This is a genomic window from Nocardioides sp. T2.26MG-1 (assembly GCF_950101795.1).
Lineage (GTDB): Bacteria > Actinomycetota > Actinomycetes > Propionibacteriales > Nocardioidaceae > Nocardioides.
The window spans coordinates 417,250-434,014 of record NZ_CATNLZ010000012.1 but is presented as its reverse complement, the minus strand read 5'-3'; the positions used below and the strand labels follow the sequence as shown (position 1 = coordinate 434,014).

Here is a 16,765-nt window from a genome sequence, read left to right as displayed (position 1 = left end):
GGTCGAGAATCTACTCACGCGGTCCGACGCTTTCGCTTGGATTGAGGGAGCAGGTCGCTGAGGTTCACCTCCTCTCGATCGGGAGCCACCAAGGATTGCAGTGCGGCTCCGGCCAGAGCGATCCGTCTTTCCTCCCAGTCGAGCAGTTGGTCGAGCCGCCACCGGTCGGGATGCGTCATCACCGGCGCAGGGACGAGAGACCGGTCCTTGAGGTTCTGGTAGCCCTTCGTCTTGCCCCAGCCGTAGCGCGCCATCACCTCACTCGCGCTGAGGAACACATGGCGCGGGTCGTCCATGCGTCTCACACCGCCTTCGGCTTGCCGAGGACCTGCTGGGAGGCGAGCCGCTGGGTGCGGATGAAGGTCCGCAGGTCGCCGACGGTCGTGTACAGGCGGCGGCCGATCTTGAAAAACTCCGGCCCGGTCCCCTCCTGGCGCCACCAGCGGACTGTGTTCACCGGGGTGCGCAGGACTTCGGCGACGTCGTCGAGCGTGAGCAGCTCGTCGTCGTGGCGGGCGTGGAAGGGGACGTCGTGGGTGGTGCTGTTCATGGTTCCTCCTACTCGTCGAAGACCCGCGAGAATCGTGGGCGACAGGCAGGTGCGCGGGGCTTGCCAGCCGAGGGGCCAAATACAGTCGATCGGATATACCGTGGCCAAATGGACCGCTCGTTCCTCCTGGGAATCGCGCGCCGGGCCCGAGGTCTGACGCAGGTCGAGCTCGCTGCCATCTCGGGTACGTCGCAGGCGACGCTGTCGCAATACGAGCGCGGCGTGAAGTCGCCGTCGCTGAAGGTGGCGTCGCGAATCCTGGCGGCGATGGACTACGAGTTCACGCTGCGTGGGCACATTGACTGGGTCGAGCACCATCCGCCCGGCATCGTGAAGTTCTGGGCGCCGAACATGCTGTGGGCGGTCGAGCCGCCGACCTGCTTCGCCACCCTCAACATCCCCGACGAGATCCGGAACACCGGCATGCGCTCGTGGACCATGCGGGACAGGGGCGAGCGGCGCGGTGTCTACGAGCAACTGATCCGCCGCGGATTGCCCCAGCAGATGATCCGCTGGATCGACGGCGGCCTGCTGGTCGACCTGTGGGACGAGCTCGACTTGCCAGACCCGGTGCGCGACGCCTGGGCCCCGGCAATCCGGCTGGCCACTGCGCCGCTGGAACTCGACGGGCTGCGCTCCATCATCTTCGAGGACGGCTTCGTCGCGCCTCGCGCTCGCATCCGCGACTACCAGTTCATTCCGAACCCTCCTCCTCCGCCGCGTCGGCAGCGAAGGACAAGGTTCGACCCGCGGCCGCTGCCGCCGCAGGATCAGATTCCGAGGCCGGGGCTGCCGGACGACGGGACCGGGGCCCGGTAGCCGAAGTCGTCTTCAGCGCGGCGTGGCGCTGGCGTCGACCGGCGGGAGTACAGGGGCTTCATCGACCCATACCGTTCGATCGCCTCGGCCGCCGCCTCCCGCGCGTGCGCCGGACCAAGGTCGGCACGGTCGCGGCCGAACACGTCGCACCATTGCTTGCGCGCCTCCTCGACGGAATCGGCGACCAGGTGCGCCACGTTGCGCTCGCGGCCCCTCGTCATCCCGACGTACGCCGACGCCGCGCCGCTGTGCTCGCCCACCAACACGTGGCTCTCCGCGACTGTCGCGCCTTGCGCGCCGTAGGCGGTGGTGGCGTAGGCGAGCTCGACGTCACAGCGCACGTAGTCGGGCGGAAGGACGCGCAAGCCCGCGTGGCCGCGGACGGTCAGCGCGCCGCGATCACATGAGACGACGGTCCACAGCTCGCGGTTCGCGACGCCGGCGTCATGGTCGTTGCGCCGGGTCGCGATCGTGTCGCCGACCCCGATCCGCTCACCCGCCGCGGTCAGGAGCTGCTGCTCGTCGACCTCGCCGCTCGCCTTGCGGATCCGGTGCGCGAATGTGTTGATCCGAGCCACCTGCTCGCGGGTGTCGGCGACGACGAGCTTGCCAACGCTGGCTTCGGCGGCCAGCCGCCGCGTGCGCTCGGCGTCACTGGCGTGGATGACGATCTCGCCACGGCCGAAGAGTTCGTCGAACACCTCGCCCGCCTGAACGCCGCTCCGCATCTGGAGCGACAGCTCGGCATAGTGCGGATCCTTGAAGCGGCGCACGCGGTCGAGCTGTTGCATCCGACCAGGTGCGTACCTGATCGCCAGATCCAGGACCCCGCCGCGGCCCACGGCAGGGAGCTGATGGCGGTCGCCGACCAGCATCACGAGGGCCTTGGTCTCGTCGGCCAGACGCAGTAGCGAGCGGGCGGTGTCCTGGTCGACCATGCCCGCCTCGTCGACGACAAGGAGATCCCCGCGACACAACCGGGCACCGAGGTCGGGCTCGGCCTCGACCCGGCTCCACCGGCCGTCCTCATCCCAGCGGAAGCCGTGCTGATAGAGCAGCCAGGCAGCGGAGTACGACGCTGCGCCGGTCGCGCCCTCTGCCACCTGGGCCGCCTTGAGGGTCGGCGTGACGACGACCATCCGACGGCCGGTGGCGATCGCCCGATCCCGGGTGGCGGCCAGCCGGGCGGTCTTGCCAGCGCCGGCCGCGCCCTCGATGACGGTGATCGCGTCGGCCTCGGCGCGGGCGATGATCCGGTCGACGATCTCGTACTCGACGGCCAGCACCTCCGTCGAGGTGAATGTGCGGACGTGCTCAGGCTCGTCGGAGCGGCCGAGCAGCGGCTGCGACGCCGCGATGACGCGGGCGGTCAGGTCCTCGGCCAGCTCGCGGCGCACGGCGGTGTCGACGACTCCTCCGCTCGACGCGATGATGCGCTCGACCTCGCCTCGGGCATCGGCCGCATTCCATGCCGAGCGACGGGAGCCGAGGCGGACGAGAGCCAGGTCGACCACGCCGTCGCGATCAATCGCACCTGCGCGCAGCGCGAAGAGCGGCGCGTTTGGCGCTGGCGGCTGATAGCCGAGCTCGTGCAGCTCCTCGATCCACCGCTGGCGCAGTTCCTCACCGCTGGTCGGCACGACCTTGTCGGGTCGGGCGTCGGCCCACGCCCGCCGATCCCACGCCTGCCGCAACGCCGGCCCGGGCTCCTCGCCGGGATGATCGGCGCGCCACTCGGCTTCGTATGAGTCGATGTTCGCTTCGATCTGCTTGGCGCGGGCGCTGAACGCTCCGGAGTACGCCGCCAGCTCGACGACCTCGCCGGTCACGGCGTCGAGCGTGAACCCGTGCCGCGCGAGTGCCTCGCGAAATGCCGGACTGGTCATCACGGCCGCGTGCCCGATCCCGTTGATCGCCTCCAGGCTGTCCCGGACCCCGACGGTGTGCAGGCCTCGCCAACTGCCCGCCGCGAACACACGGGCGTTGATCTGGAGGTGCAGGTGCCGGTGGGGGTCGCCGGCTCGTGAGGTGAAGTGGCGTACGACGGCCGCCTCGATCTCCTCGACCGGCACTTGCACCTGGCGATCGCGCGGCCCCACTCGCGTCGTCGCGTGACTCGCGAGCCACCCGACGATTTCCTCGGCCGCAGCCCTCTGGGCCGCGTGGTACGCCTCCGCGATCTCGATGTGAAGCGCTGCCGCGAGCGACCAGGTCTTCGGCCCATTGACCGTGACTTCAACGAACCGGACGCCCTTCTCGTCCTTCCGAAGCCGCCCCCTCGCGAGAGCGGTGTCGACGTCGTATCCGGCGACCCATCGCTCGTACGTCTTGCCATCCATATCGGCGCGCCGCTCGACGCTGTCCCGAGTCGCCGCGAAGTGCATCGCGACCCCGCTGCCTTCGGCGAGGTAGTAGTCGTCGGCCCGGGAGCGATCGGCCTCGACGTAGTGCCGCGCGGCGGCCGCAGCGCCGCGGTAGATCTTCATCCCGCCATGCACCCGAACCGCCTCCATCAACAACCGTCGACGACCGCATAACCGCAGGTCAGCGGCCACATCAGCGCCCGTCCCGCTACGAAACTTCGTAGCATGCGTGCCGGGTCTTGAGGAGGTTGAGAGGGCCGATGGGGAGGGCAGATTCGGGAGCCAGCAATGACCGTTGACGAGTGGTACTGGCGTGGTGTCGGTGAATGTCAGTCAGGTCCGGAACGATGGTGCGTGAGCTGAGGAGGTGAATCGGTTGGATCCGTTGTCGCCGTTAGGACGCAACGAGGACTGCTGGTGTGGTTCGGGTCGCAAGTACAAGCGTTGCCACGGCAACCATCGACCCGCCTCTCAGTCCGGCGCACCTGTGCCCGAGGATCCCGACGACGGGACCTACATCAGCCCGGGGTCGGTCCTCGCTCACGACGCGATGTCGATTCCCGATGGTGGCGCTCCACTCACGATGCCCACTGGTGAGCCAACAGCCAAGCCGATCACCTACACCAGTTGGGACCAGGAGCTGGTCGCAGTCGCCAAGACCTCCGACCCTCCGCTACGCCCGCGGGATCTTGGTCGATTGCGGGCCGAAGTGATACGCCATATCGCCGCACATCCGGCCGACGAGTCAGAGCCCGCCGATGAAATCAAGCAGGGATTGTTTTACTTGGCCGCGGAGTCGCTGCGTACGGTCAACGCTCTGGCTGCTACCGACCCGAAGCCGTCCATTCTGTGGAACGAGGAACTCGACCCAGCGGCGTTTATCGGGCGAACCCTGTTGCTTGCGGATCATGTGGCCATGCCCGACGGGGTGTTCGAGGTACTTCTTCGTCGGGGAACCAACCGATCGTTGAGCCGGGCGGCGGTCAAGCAGCTCGCGATCGCGGAGCTGATCGAGACTGGTCTGGTGATCCCTGTTCCGGTGGGCGTCGCGATGGCAGTGAACGGCGCGGGGGCCGCAGCACTCACCGCACTTGACCTCAAGGACCCCTCGCTCGTCTCGTGGGTTCGCGATCAGCTGATCATCGAAGGACCGACGGCGAGGGAAGCGTTGTTCGTGCGGGTCGCCGACGACCTTTCGACGGTCGCGGAAAAGTTCTGGCTCCACGGACACATCGATGCCGAGTCGCTCACCGCAGACGGCCGCTTCACGACCAAGATGCTCCAGCATTACGACCCCGGTTACGACTACGGGCCGTGGATCAAGCAGGTGTCGGACGACGCTGTCAGCTACTACGTGCAGCGGACAAACGAGCGACTTGTCACGGCCGACGTGTTTGGGGCTGAGTTCGTCAGCGCTTCGATGTTTGAGGCCCGCCTCCTCGCACGAAACAAGCGGGGACGGGACTCTGGACCGGCGCATGCCGCGGTGTGGGCGGACGTGCCGCAACTCCCAGACCTCGCTGGGCGTGAGCTCGTCAAGGTGATCCAGAATGAAGACGCTGTTGAGGATCTTCGGCGCCAGGTGCGGGCATCATTGGTGACCGCGCGCACGCCCGGCGAGCGGACGGACGCACTCACCGCGCTTGCCCACGAGTTGGAGGGGGCCTCCCGCCGCTTGGAAAGGACGGCGAGGTCGGACAGGGCATGGCAGGCCGCCGTTCCTGCTGGGCTGGGCGTCGCGAGCCTCGTTCTAGGCGCGATTTCCGGCGGGCTCCTGCCTGTAGCTGCGGGCGCGCTCGGTGTGGCCGGCGGCATCGCTCCATACCTAGGCGCGCGGATCAACGCGCGCAGGGAAGCTGCATATCTGTTTGTGACCGCCCGGAGATCTCGTCGATAGTCCAGTGGTTTCGTCTTCGACCATCTCGAGAGGTCGACAAGCTGCAAGCAGGAAGGTCCATCGCGGCTCGCTGATCGTTGTGACTGACCATCAGGGGAGTTCCGGAAGGCAAAGTCGAGACTGGTTCTTGAAGAGAAGGTCGCAAGACGTAAGGGATCAGTCGCCCGGCTCCTGATCGCTGTCACCGGCGAGAGTCGGCGCTTGCCTGCTTTCGGCTGCTTTAGCCTCTTGGCGGCGTCGGGCCCGCACGCGCTCCAGCCCGGTCAGCGCGTATTCGATTCTCGCATCTAGATCGTCGGCGTCCACGCGCCGATCGAAGTACGAATCCGGGTTGTGCCGATCGAGAAGCTCGGGCTGCTGTGGCATACGGTCCAGCACCTCGTCAACGCCCAGCAGGTCCTCGACGGTGCTCTCCGAGAAGTCGCCCATCGATGTCCAGGAGTCTTCGCCGTTGCTCGCCTGCCCGAGCGGGATCAACAGCCCGAGTACCTCCTTCAGGTCCCATGCGCCTGAGTCGATGGCCTCCCACACCAATTCACGGGTGTTTGCGGGCTCGGCGAGATGGAGGTGCGCATACAGAAAGGACAAGAGACGAGGATGAGACCGGGCGGGCTGGCTAGCGAACGACCTGATCCCGGCGGTCAGAGCGTCGGCGACGGGAGCCTTCGCTTGCGATGCCCAAGGGTGCGGGGTGTCGGATTCCTTCAATCCCATCCGCACGATGTCCGCAGCGAGTGCAAGCGACGCTGTGTCCGAATGTGCTAACGCCTCGACCAAGGGCACAGCAGTCGACGCCTCGGTCTGGTCGAGCACGTCCACTGCGAGACCGATGATGCTGAAGTCGGGAGACAGCCCGAACGCGCCGCTCTTCTGGTCCATCGCCGGCAGATAGATGCTGGCAAGCAGAGGGAGAGTCGTCGACGCGGGCAACGGCGACGCCCGGTGTTCTCGGCGCAACTTGCGCAGGGCGGGCGAGGCATCCCCGCGCATTCGCCGCACGAGCTCCGTAGTCGCGGGACCCAGCTGTCCGGCTCGCAGCTCGTCAGCAGCCGCCCTGACGGTCGACTCAGCCAGATCCGACTCCGGAACACCTACCTGGACGTACCGGTCGAAGTGTTCGGAGGTGCCGACTCCCATCCTCTGAGTCACGTCCTCTTGGTAGGACGAGCCGACGTATTGCGTGCCTTCCTTGGCGCCCCGGATGTAGATGAACAGGTGTGCCAGTAGGTTCTCGATCGCAGCGGGGTGTCGTGGCTCGGCATCGGCGATCCGCTGCTTCCAACGCGCCCATCGGTCCTGCGGCGATTCGTGACGCATTCCGAAACTGAAGGCGGAGGGCTGCTGAAGGATCTCGGCGCGGTGGCCCACAAGGAGGTCCAGGATCGGACGCTCGAAGACACGCAGGAACGTCACGGCGACGAAGTCCGAGAAGTCGACCTCTCCTGAGACGTCGGGCCAGGTCGCATCGACCTGGGTGAATAGGCGCTTCACTGACCGCGGTTGGTCCAGGTAGATCGTCAGGCAGTCTTGCCAGATTCGCTGCATCCGTCGGTTCGTGCCGGCCGTGAGCGTGATTCCTCGCCTTGCGCAGATCTCATCGATCGCCGCGTTGGCCAATGCGGCCTGTTGCTCCGGCAACATGGGAGGGATCTCAAGGCGGACCTGGATGATCTTCTCTAGATACTGTTGAGCGCGGCCCGAGCCCCTCCCCACGAGATCGGTCGCCTCCAGGAGATCTGTCAGAGTCGCCTCGTCGTACGCAAGCAAGTAGTAGACGTTCGGCAATCGGCCGAGGAGCCGCACGAGCTTGAACGTGTAAAGCAGCTCGTCTGGCGCCAAGCGGTCGAGGTCGTCAAGCACCATCAGAACGGGGTGATCGATCTTGGCAAGACCGTTTGCGGCGGACTCCCGTAGTCGGGCCGGACTTCGGTCTCCCGTGATGACAGCCCCGACAGCTCCGATCGCTCCCGATCCGTCAACGCCCGCGACCCCGCCAGCCGCGCCGAGCGGTGCTGCCTTCGAAACCCACTCGCCGACAATCGCGCGCCATTCCTTGCCGAGGACATCCTCAGGGACGGCGTCGCGGAGGGAAGCGAAGAAGCCGGCCGCGGAGCCGGCGAAGTCAGAGTAGGCCCACGGGTTGTGATGCCCCATGTACCAGTCGCTGTTGGCCAGTTCGGTCTCGATCTGGCCCAGCAAACTGGATTTCCCTGATCCCCACGGACCAACGAGGCCCACGACGGCGCTCTCGGTCTCTTCGGCCAGGTCGCGAATCGCGCGCGCCAACTGGGTAGCCAATCGCTTCCGATTCAGTACGTCACGTTCCAGGCCGTCTGCGTCGTCAGCGTAGAGAGACTGTGTCTTGCGCTCGAGCGCTCGAGGTGTGCGGACCGCGCTCGCCTTCTTCTGGCCGAACCTCATGCCACCTCCTCCGGCACGGCGGTCCGTTTGATCTTGTCCAGGGTCTCGACGATGACGTCGACGTCGGCGTCAGGGAAGAAGAAGTCCGGGCCGGTGGGGGCGTGGTCGGTGTAGGGCGACTCGAACAGGCGAGCCGGCTCCATGACGCCGTTCCGGGTGAGCTCATCGACAATGAGATTGACGAACCGGACCTGGTCAGCGGTGAACTTGGTCCCGTCGAGGTAGGTCTCGAAGGCATCGATGGCCGCGGCGCGGTCGAGTCCGACAAGGCTGCGGACGAAGATCCCAAGGCCCCCGCCCTGCTCGGTAGCCCAGGCGATGTCGACCTGCTGGCCGCCGGAGGCGACGAGCATTTCCTCCAGCGCCGTCAGATCCTCGGGCGTGAGCTGCTTGTTCCGGCGGAGTCGCTGGAGGGCGAGGTTGTCGAGGTGCTCGCGCAGGTAGGCCTCGGCCTTGGCGCGGAAGCGCTGGAAGTTCGTCCCAGGCGTCGTGCCGGGAAGCGTGACCTCGACCCCTTCGCCGAGGGTGTCCTCGAAGTCGGTGTAGATCGGGTTGCGGGCCGTCTTCTCGATGAACCGCGCGAGTCCGCGGATACGGAGTCGCGCTAGCTCCAGCATCGGCATGGTGACGTCGATCCACCACTCGTCACCGGCCACAGACTCCAGCAGGACGGCTTGTTCCGCAACACTGGGGATCGCGGTCTTGCCGAGCAGCGCGGCGGCAATACGCTGCACGGTCTCGCGGAGCCGCTCGGCCAGGACGGCGTCGCCGTCGAGCTGAGCGAGCTGGCGGCGCAGGATGAGCAGGTCGAAACGCTTGGCGTCCTCGTCGTCGTCTCGGACCGATGACGGCAACCCGGCGAGCGTGAGCAGTCCCTCGGTGTCCTCCGGCACGATGCTGCCCCAGGCTTCCGCTGACGCGTACCTCTCGACCAATCGCCGGTGCGGTCGGACCAGGAAGTTGTCGAGGTTCATGCCTGCGACGACCTCGTGCAAGTTCTCCTTCGTGGACGATCGGAGCTCAGGCTCGGCGTCGCCGAGGGCGATCACGAGCCCAATGCGCGCCTCGAAGAGCCGCTGGGACAGTGACTTCTGAATCTGACCCTGGGAGCCGGGGAGGTCCTGGCTGAAGTAGTCGAGGTTGCCGCAGAAGTCGAAGACGAGGAAGTCTTGCTTGTCCTCGCCGGGGCCAAACAGGTCGGGGCACAGCCGGGTGCCGCGGCCGATCATCTGCCAGAACTTCGACTTCGAGCGCACCATCTTGAAGAACACGAGGTTCACGACCTCGGGTACGTCGATGCCGGTGTCGAGCATGTCGACGCTGATCGCGATGTGCGGCGCCTTGTCCTTGATCGAGAAGTCGTCGATCAGGGACTGGGCGTACGGCGTGCCGTGGGTGATGACGCGAGCCAAATGGCCGGCGAGCTCGGGATAGGCGAGGTTGAAGCGCTTCTCGATGAACTCCGCGTGCTTCTGGCTCTTGGCGAAGATGATCGTCTTGCCAAGCCGGTCGCCGCCGGCGACCTTGTACCCCTGCATCATCAGGGTCTCGAGCACCTTGTCGACAGTGTCCTCGTTGAACAGGAACCGGTTGAGCTCCTCGGCACCGACCTCGTCGGGCGGGCCGTCCTCACCCCAGTCCAGCGCATCCCACTGGTCCTTCTCCTCATCGGTGAGGTCGTCGTACCTGATGCCCGAGCGGAGGAACTGGGTGCCGACGCTGATACCCTTCGGGGGCACGAGATAGCCCGCCTCGACGGCCTCGTCGAGCGAGTAGTTGTCGGTGGGTACGCCGTCCTCGAGGTGGAACAGCCGGTAGGTGTTGTGGTCGACCTCGTCCTTCGGGGTCGCGGTCAGGCCGACGAGATGTGAGTCGAAGTAGTCGAAGATCGCGCCGTACTTGGCATAGACCGAGCGGTGGGCCTCGTCGATGACGATCAGGTCGAAGTAGCCGGGACCGAACCTGCGCAGGCCGCCGTCGACCTCGTTGATCAGGTTCATCATCGTCGGGTACGTCGACACGTAGACCCTGCCCTCGACGGCCTTCTCCGTCACGAGGTTCACCGTGGTCGAGCCGGGCAGGTGCTCCTTGAACGCGTTCGCGGCCTGATTGACCAACGCGGTGCGGTCCGCGAGGAAGAGCGCCCGCTTGACCCAGTTCGCCTTCTGCAACAGATCGACGAGTGCGATGGTGGTGCGGGTCTTGCCTGACCCTGTCGCCATCACCAGCAGCGCCTCGCGCTGCTTGCGGTCGAACGCGTCGCTGACCGCCTTGATCGCCCGGACCTGATAAGGCCGACCGGCAATGTCGGTGTTCACCGGAGCGCTCGACAGTGGCAGCTTGGTCCGACGGCGCTGGATGAGCAGTTCGAGCTCGTCGCGGGTGTAGAAGCCCTGGGTCTCGCGGGGCGGGTAGCCCCCGGCGTCGTCCCAGATCCGGTGCTCGTAGCCGTTGGTGTAGAAGATCACCGGCCGCCGGCCGAACTGCTTCTCAAGACAGTCGGCGTACAGCTTGGCCTGCTGCTGACCCACGTCCGGTGACTTCGCGGTGCGCTTGGCCTCAACCACGGCCAGTGGAAGGCCGTCTGCGCCCCACAGCACGTAGTCCACGAAACCCCTGCCCTCGGCGTTCGGCATGCCCGTGACCTCGAACTCGCGGTCACGCTCCTCGACCAGCTCCCAGCCGGCTTCGTTCAGCAGCACGTCGATGAACAGGTCGCGAGCCGCGGCCTCGTCGTAGTCGCGGGTGTCTGGGGCGGCTGCTGCCTGAGCCGCGGCGATCTGCGCTTTCAACCGCGCGATCTCTGCCTCGTGCCGAGCGAGGCGTTCGTCCTTCTCGGCCAAGGCGCGGGCGTGGGCCTCGTCCTGCTCTCTGAACTTCTCGGCCAGCCGAGCGACCTCCGCGCGCGACAGCGGTGCGGCCTTGGCGGCGAGTGCAGGGTCGAACTGCGCCTGCAACGGCACCACGTCGGGAGACGGTGAGTGGTGGTAGGACGTCCACACCACGACGTTGAACAGCTCGCGCAGGACCGCGAGCGACAGGTCGGGGCGGATCTGGCGGTTCTCGTGCACCGCGGTGTTTGCGATGCGACGGATCGCGGTCAGCTTCTGCGTGATGCCCTGCGGCACCTTCGCCTTGAACGCGGGGTCACCGATCTTGGCGGCGAGGTCGTCGCGGTACGGCGTCCGCAGCGACAGGACGTCGTAGAGGTAGCCGACGAGCTCCTCGACGACCCGACGGCTGTAGAAGCACGCGGAGCGAGGATCCGACGTCAGGTACGACTCGGCGCGGGCGCAGTCGTCATGGAGTGACGGCAGCGTCTGGCGGACGAAGTCGAAGTTACCCACGAGAGGCATCCTGCCGAATCGACCCAGGCGTGTGGCAAAGAATCCGCATCACAGCAGCCGTTCAAGCTCCGCGATGCCCGCTTCGATCTCCGCATTGAGCGACTTGATGTCGTCAAGGACTTCTCTCGGCGGGCGCGTTGGCGCGGCGTCCTCGGGAATCTCCCGATACCTGCTCAGCGTGAGCAGATAGTCGTTGGCCGCAATCTCCTCGCGCGACACAAAGAAGCTTTGGTCGGAGCGTTCACGGGACAACTCGGGGCCACCTGGGTCGTCTCGCGTCTTCCAGCGAGCTAGGACGTCGGGAAGGTCGTTCTCAGCCACAGGCATGCGCCTCTTGTCGAGGGAACGGCCGTCGGCTCGAATGTCGTAGAACCACACGCGGTCGGTGCCGCCGATCCCGGTCTTGGTGAAGATCAAGATCGCAGTCTGGGTGGCCGAAAAAGGTTCGTAGGCGGCGGGCGGCACCTTGATGACGGCATGGAGCTTATGTTCGTCGACGAGGGCCTTGCGCAAGGCAAGCTGAGCCTTCTGAGCACCGAATAGCATTCCTTCGGGAAGGATCACAGCTGCTCGGCCCCCGGCCTGTAGAAGGCTCAGCACACGTCCGGCGAACAGCGGCGCCTTCGTCGTCGACTTCACGTCGCGGTATAGGTCCTTGTCGAGAGCCGACTTCTCGACCGACCCATTGAACGGAGGGTTGGTCAGCACGAGCGAATATCGACCGACGTCGCCTGTCATGGCCGTCAGCGAGTCGCGGCGCCGGACGTCAGGGGTCTCGACGCCGTGGAGTAGCAGGTTCATGGTGGACATTCGGGCAAAGGCCGGGTCGTTGTCGAAGCCGTGCAACAACCGGTGCTGGAAGTGCGCGCGTTTCGTCTCATCCAAGAGGAGCCCCGGGTTCCTCTCGCGGAGATAGCTGGCGGTGTATGCGAGGAAGCCACCCGAGCCACTTGCGGGGTCGGCGATCAGATCACCGGGTTGCGGATCGACCAGCCTGACCATCAGGTCGACCAGGTGCCGCGGCGTGGGAAAGCCCCCGCTGCTGTTCTTTGTGGTGATCTTCGAGATCAGGTACTCGTACACGGCGCCGTTGTCCGCCGGGGACAAGTACGGCACCTTGTCGATGAGGTCGACCAGGCGGCTGAGGGCACTGGGTGACGGGATCGTGAACACGACGTCGGTGAACGTCCCGCCGCGCTCGCGGAGGAACTGAACGACCTTGGTCTCGAACAGTCCGAACATCGTGCTGCCTTCGACGTTCTTCAGCCTCGACCAGCGCAGTTCTTCAGTCTCGGCGTCGAAGATCGGGCTCTCGATCGGCCTGCCTGTGAGTCTTGCCTTCTTCTCGGCGGCGGTGTGGATGACGTCGAGTCGCCGGACTGCCAGAAGCAGCGTCGCTTGGGCGACGATGTCGTAGCCATCCTCAATCCCGATTTCCTCGAACGCAGCCCAGAGCTCGTCGATCACCGGCTTGAAGTCAGTTCTCATCCACGTTTCCCGCAAACGTCCGGCAATGACGGCAGCGTCTGGCGGACGAAGTCGAAGTTACCCATGCTAGTCGATCAGTCGCCGTCGTCGATGTTGAAGTGGACGGCCAAGCGTTCCAGTGTGAACTCCTGGCGCAGCTTGCAGGCGCTGTGCTGGCTGGCGAACATGCCCTTCTCCCAGAAGCCAGCGTCGAGCGGACGGGCGTCGATCCACTCGACGGGCACGACCCACTCGGCGTTGTCGTCCGGGGTCGCCCGATCGCCAGGGTAGGTGCCTTGCAACGCTTGGGCGCTTAGCGGCACCCAGTTGCCGCCGATGCGGACCTGGGCGTCCTCGAAGCGTGCCGCCGGCGCCAGGACTCGTCCCACCGCCACGTAACGCATCGGCGGCACGTTGACCCAGATGCGAGCGTCCTTCGGCAAAGCCCGCATGTCCTGCGACCACATCTTCCCGCCGCCACCCGAGACGAAGCCATGCTGGCGGGCGTCCTCCCACAAGCGGTCGCCGCCACCGAAGGAGATGTACCAGTCCTTCCCGTTCCACGCTGCGCGCTTGCTCTTCTTGCTTCCCGTGGTTGCCTGCGGGGTCTCGTCGTCCGAGGCCGTGAGCCATGAGCGGGCGAGGTAGCGACGCCCGTCGTCTTCGAGATAGGAGAAGAAGACCGCGTTGACCGGGACCCCGAAATCACGCAGGTAGTTGACGATGCGCTCCGAACTGGCGTCGAGCTCGGCAGCCACGATGGTGAGGCTGAGGTCGCCGTTGAGCTCGTCGGGAGGGGCGCTGCCGAAGACGTCCTCGAACGCGGCCTCGAACGGCTGGTCGAGGTGCTTGGTGGCGATGTCGATGATGTCGTCGCGGGACAGCGTCGAGGCCCACGAGCCGTAGTCGAGCACTTGGGCGACGACCTCGCGTGGAGTCTTGTCGCGCTTGAGCTCCAGCAGGTTGAGATTGCCCTCGGCGTCGATCGCCAGCAGGTCCAGACGTGGACCGTAGGGCGTGATCACCTCGCTGCCGATGACCAGCAGGCGGTCGCCGAGCAGGGACGGGTCGCGTTTGAGGAATTCGTGCAGGTCCTTCTCTGCGGGGAGCACCGAGGTAGTTAGCGGGCGCGGCTCATCGCCGTCGATCCGCCACATCCTCATCTCAACGGGCATCGGTCACAGTTCCCCTCGGAAGGCGCGGAACTGGAGGGACGCGAATAGATGGTCGTCGAGAAGCCGAGCTCGATTCACGTCCATTCGCCGCTGAGTCACCTGAGCGGCTCGATCTGCGAACGCTCGCTGGCATTTCAGATCTATCTTCGGCACAGGCATGGTCTCGAGCTTTGCTTTGGACACGTTCTTCATCGATCCGCCAGTCCCACTCGACAGTCGACTGATCCTCTGGCGCATCGCGGGGGTGCTTAGAAGCGCATGCCAGAAGACTGGCTCGGCGGCGACCTTCCACTGGAAGCGCCAGACCTTGTCGGGCAATGCGAGATTTGGCGGAGTCGTACTCACATAGGCGACGGCTCCGACCAGTTCAGTTGTGTTAGCCCGGCTCATGAGGAGATCGCCCGGCCGGACCAAGTGGCTGGCCGGGGGAACGTAGTCAGGCGGGAGCGGCTTGGACTCGTCGGGCTTGAACTCCCCCGTCGTCACGGCGCTGATCTTTAGGACGCGGTAGTCGCTCGCGGCCGCCGAGTCATCGCCCACCAAGTTGCGGCCGCCGGTCAATGCGGTGACCTGCCCGAACGAGATGGTGTCAGTCGCGTCGTCGGGATCTCCGAACATGTCGTGGAAGATCGACTGGGACAACGAGTCGAGGGAGCTGAGGACGTGGCGGCGCTTGGTGCGGAGGGCGTCGGCGTGGTCGAGGATCGCGGCGATGCGGCTTTGCTCGGGAAGGGCTGGAGCCGGAATTTTCGAGGCCTTGACGATTCGGTCCGAGACCGCGGGGTAGCTGGCACCTGTCGCCTTACGGACCATGTCAGCGATGAACTCGGGCGAACGCACCCAGTGGAAGAGGAACCGCCCGTCGAGCGCGGCCACGGGCCGCAGGACGGTGAATCCCGTAGAGGCGGTAGCGCCGTCGAGTTCAGGCGGCACCACTGCGACGGCATTGAGGTTCGGGCGAACCGTCGATACGAGCACATCGCCTGCGGCGACAAGTTGACGGGCTCGGCTCGGCGCATCGGATCCGACGGTCGGAGTCGCTGTCGTCACAGACTTGCTGGCGTTGTCGACTGCACTGAGATCGAGGTACTGAAACTCACTGTCAGGCTCGTGGCGGGGGTTCCATGTCTTGACGGGCTCGGTGAGCTCTCCGAGTGGTGCAGCCTTCACGAGAGCATCGCCTTCAACTCAGCGAGGCCCTTGGCGATCTCGTCCTCGAGCGCTTCGATGTCGGCGACGATCTCCAACGGCGCACGGTGCTCCACCTCGTCGTGGACGATCTCCTTGTAGCGGTTCAGCGACAGGTCGTAGCCCTGGGCGACGATGTCGGCCTTGGGGACGAGGAAGGACTGCTCGGTGCGGGCTCGGTCGTTCTCGCTGGCGAGGTCACGCCAGCGGGAGAGGACGTCGGGGAGGTCGTTGGCCTCGACAGGGTTGCGCTTGTCGTCGAGTGAGAACCCATCGGCGCGGACGTCGTAGAACCAGACGTCATCGGTGCCGCCGGAATTCGTCTTGGTGAAGAACAGGATCGCGGTGGAGACGCCGGCGTACGGGCGGAATACACCCGACGGGAGCTTTACGACGGCGTCGAGCTTCTGGTCCTCGACCAGCATCTTGCGCAGCGCCTTGTGGGCGGTGCTCGATCCGAACAGCACACCGTCGGGGACGATGACGGACGCTCGGCCGCCCGGCTTGAGGAGCTTCAGGAACAGCGCCAAGAAGAGCAGCTCGGTCTTCTTGGTCTTGACGATGCGCTGGAGGTCCTTGGCGGTGGACTCGTAGTCCAGCGAGCCGGCGAACGGCGGATTGGCCAGGATCAGCGTGTACTTGTCGGCGTCGCCTGCCGCGCCTTCGGACAGGGAGTCGCGGTAGCGGATGTCGGGGGACTCGATGCCGTGCAGGAGCATGTTCATGCTGCCGATGCGGAGCATTGTGGAGTCGAAGTCGTAGCCGTGGAACATCGAGGCGTGGAAGTGCTTGCGCTGCGCGGAGTCCAACAGCGCCTCGACGTGGGTGTCGCGGACGTACTCGCTCGCGGCGACGAGGAAGCCGGCGGTGCCACAGGCCGGATCGCAGATCTCGTCCGACGGCTGAGGAGCGGTCATCTTGACCATGAGTTCGATGATGTGACGCGGCGTGCGGAACTGGCCGTTCGTGCCAGCCGAGGCGATCTTGGACAACATGTACTCGTACAGATCGCCGTTGGTGTCACGGTCCGCCATCGGGATCTCGTCGAGCATGTCGACGACCTTGGACAACAGAGCCGGGGTGGGGATCGTGAAGCGGGCGTCCTTCATGTGTTCGCTGTAGGTGGTGCCATCACCCAGTGAGCGCAGGAACGGGAAGACCTCGTCGGTGACAGTCTTGTGCATCACCTCGGGGCTCGCGTTCTTGAACTGACCCCACCGCAGGTGCGCCTGGCCGGGCAGGAACACCGGGCCCTCGACCTCGGACTTGGTGATGCGCGCCTTCCTCTCGGCGAGGGTCTGGATATCGTCGAGGCGCCGGATGAACAACAGGTAGGTGATCTGCTCGATGACCTCGAGCGGGTTGCTGATGCCGCCCGACCAGAAGGCGTCCCAGACGCGGTCGATCTTGCTCTTGAACTCACCCGTGATCACTGACGAAACCTTACTGACGGACCCGGCTGATGGTTGCGACATTGCTGGACTCTCCTCTCTGCCGTCCCGGTGTTTCCGGAGCAGCCGAGCAGACTTTCACGCGCC

At 65.7% G+C, this 16,765-nt stretch carries 11 protein-coding genes and 1 pseudogene; 3 read left to right on the top strand and 9 right to left on the bottom strand.

Annotated features, from left to right (window positions below):
* Positions 1 to 14 precede the first annotated feature (14 nt).
* Both QQZ14_RS11860 and QQZ14_RS11855 read right to left on the bottom strand, forming a co-directional pair.
* Positions 15 to 296, bottom strand: a complete 282-nt coding sequence (locus QQZ14_RS11860; RefSeq protein ID WP_284534514.1) for a hypothetical protein — start codon at positions 294 to 296, stop codon at positions 15 to 17.
* Between the two features lie 5 nt (positions 297 to 301).
* Entirely contained in the window at positions 302 to 550 is a 249-nt protein-coding gene (locus QQZ14_RS11855) for a helix-turn-helix domain-containing protein (RefSeq protein WP_284534513.1), read from the bottom strand.
* Between the two features lie 108 nt (positions 551 to 658).
* Between QQZ14_RS11855 and QQZ14_RS11850 the strand changes: the two genes are divergently transcribed.
* Positions 659 to 1,369, top strand: a complete 711-nt coding sequence (locus QQZ14_RS11850; RefSeq protein ID WP_284534512.1) for a helix-turn-helix domain-containing protein — start codon at positions 659 to 661, stop codon at positions 1,367 to 1,369.
* Here QQZ14_RS11850 and mobF read toward each other — a convergent pair.
* Entirely contained in the window at positions 1,321 to 3,924 is a 2,604-nt protein-coding gene (gene mobF, locus QQZ14_RS11845; RefSeq protein WP_284534511.1) for a MobF family relaxase, read from the bottom strand. The two genes, QQZ14_RS11850 and mobF, sit on opposite strands and share 49 nt — an antisense overlap.
* Positions 3,925 to 4,099: 175 nt before the next feature.
* Here mobF and QQZ14_RS25405 point away from each other — a divergent pair.
* Both QQZ14_RS25405 and QQZ14_RS11840 read left to right on the top strand, forming a co-directional pair.
* A pseudogene (locus QQZ14_RS25405) lies at positions 4,100 to 4,189 on the top strand (SEC-C metal-binding domain-containing protein); the annotation flags it as partial.
* Positions 4,190 to 4,219: 30 nt separating this feature from the next.
* A complete protein-coding gene (locus QQZ14_RS11840) occupies positions 4,220 to 5,629 on the top strand; it encodes a hypothetical protein (protein WP_284534510.1) in 1,410 nt (469 codons plus the stop codon).
* 156 nt (positions 5,630 to 5,785) lie between these two features.
* On the opposite strand, the gene QQZ14_RS11835 is transcribed toward QQZ14_RS11840, so the two are convergent.
* The 6 genes from QQZ14_RS11835 to QQZ14_RS11810 form a co-directional block, all read right to left on the bottom strand.
* A complete protein-coding gene (locus QQZ14_RS11835) occupies positions 5,786 to 8,050 on the bottom strand; it encodes a KAP family P-loop NTPase fold protein (protein ID WP_284534509.1) in 2,265 nt (754 codons plus the stop codon).
* On the bottom strand, positions 8,047 to 11,406 hold the full coding sequence (locus QQZ14_RS11830) for a DEAD/DEAH box helicase family protein (protein ID WP_284534508.1): 3,360 nt from the start codon (positions 11,404 to 11,406) through the stop codon (positions 8,047 to 8,049). Before QQZ14_RS11830 ends, QQZ14_RS11835 begins: the two co-directional genes overlap by 4 nt.
* Before the next feature lie 39 nt (positions 11,407 to 11,445).
* Positions 11,446 to 12,885 (bottom strand): class I SAM-dependent DNA methyltransferase, encoded by a 1,440-nt coding sequence (locus tag QQZ14_RS11825; RefSeq protein ID WP_284534505.1) that lies wholly within the window; start codon positions 12,883 to 12,885, stop codon positions 11,446 to 11,448.
* Positions 12,886 to 12,959: 74 nt separating this feature from the next.
* Entirely contained in the window at positions 12,960 to 14,021 is a 1,062-nt protein-coding gene (locus QQZ14_RS11820) for a hypothetical protein (RefSeq protein WP_284534504.1), read from the bottom strand.
* 21 nt (positions 14,022 to 14,042) lie between these two features.
* Entirely contained in the window at positions 14,043 to 15,209 is a 1,167-nt protein-coding gene (locus tag QQZ14_RS11815; protein ID WP_284534500.1) for a restriction endonuclease subunit S, read from the bottom strand.
* On the bottom strand, positions 15,206 to 16,660 hold the full coding sequence (locus QQZ14_RS11810; RefSeq protein ID WP_284534498.1) for a type I restriction-modification system subunit M: 1,455 nt from the start codon (positions 16,658 to 16,660) through the stop codon (positions 15,206 to 15,208). Before QQZ14_RS11810 ends, QQZ14_RS11815 begins: the two co-directional genes overlap by 4 nt.
* Positions 16,661 to 16,765 lie beyond the last annotated feature (105 nt).